This is a genomic window from Mycoplasma sp. 13536 (assembly GCF_055523495.1).
On the sequence record NZ_JBVFVC010000003.1, the window covers coordinates 1 to 678 of the forward strand.

Genomic DNA, 678 nt, shown 5'->3' on the forward strand with positions numbered 1-678 from the left:
TTTTCCAAAAAACAAAAAAAAATATTTGCATTTTAATTTTATTTGTTATAATTAATTCATATGCCGTCATAGCTCAGCAGGTAGAGCACATCCATGGTAAGGATGGGGTCGCTGGTTCAAGTCCAGTTGTCGGCACCACTAATTTTTTTAAAAAATACAAAAACCAAGTTTTTAGTCTTGGTTTTTGTATTTTTTAAGATTAAGATTTTAAAAAGTTGTCTAATTCAGCACTTAGTTGTGCAACATTACGGTATCCTAAAAGGCTACCTACTTTGGTTCCATTTGAATACAATTCTGTATATGGAATTGACGCAACATTGTGAGCGATTGCCATTTCTTTGTTTTCTTCAATATTAACTCTAACAACATCAATATTGAATTTTTTTGAAAATTCTTCTAGGGTGTTTTTAAACATTTTGCAAGGACCGCATCATAAAGCGTGGAAAACAAGTAGTTTTTTTCCGTCTTTAATTAGTTCTTGGGCTTGTTGGCTATTTACTTCGTGTAACATTTTTCTCCTTTGTGATATTTTTAGTAAATTTATTACTATTAATTATATACTAAAAATAAAAAAGGAGCAATTAATTATTAAAAATAAATATAAAATGTTTTTTGGAAAAGTCACTTGCGAGATATTAACAAAATAATTGTCTTTTAATTTTAACATAATTTTTAGAT

The 678-nt window shown here is 27.9% G+C and carries 1 protein-coding gene and 1 tRNA gene; one reads left to right on the top strand and one right to left on the bottom strand.

The genetic code is table 4. The annotated features are described in order from the left end of the window. Positions 1-62 precede the first annotated feature (62 nt). Positions 63-138 (top strand) — tRNA-Thr (locus AC0B4N_RS04300). A 61-nt stretch (positions 139-199) separates the two neighbouring features. On the opposite strand, the gene AC0B4N_RS04305 is transcribed toward AC0B4N_RS04300, so the two are convergent. Then, the gene (locus tag AC0B4N_RS04305) at positions 200-511 is read right to left on the bottom strand and encodes a thioredoxin family protein (RefSeq protein ID WP_465102598.1); all 312 of its coding nucleotides are present in this window, start codon (positions 509-511) and stop codon (positions 200-202) included. Between the last annotated feature and the right edge of the window lie 167 nt (positions 512-678).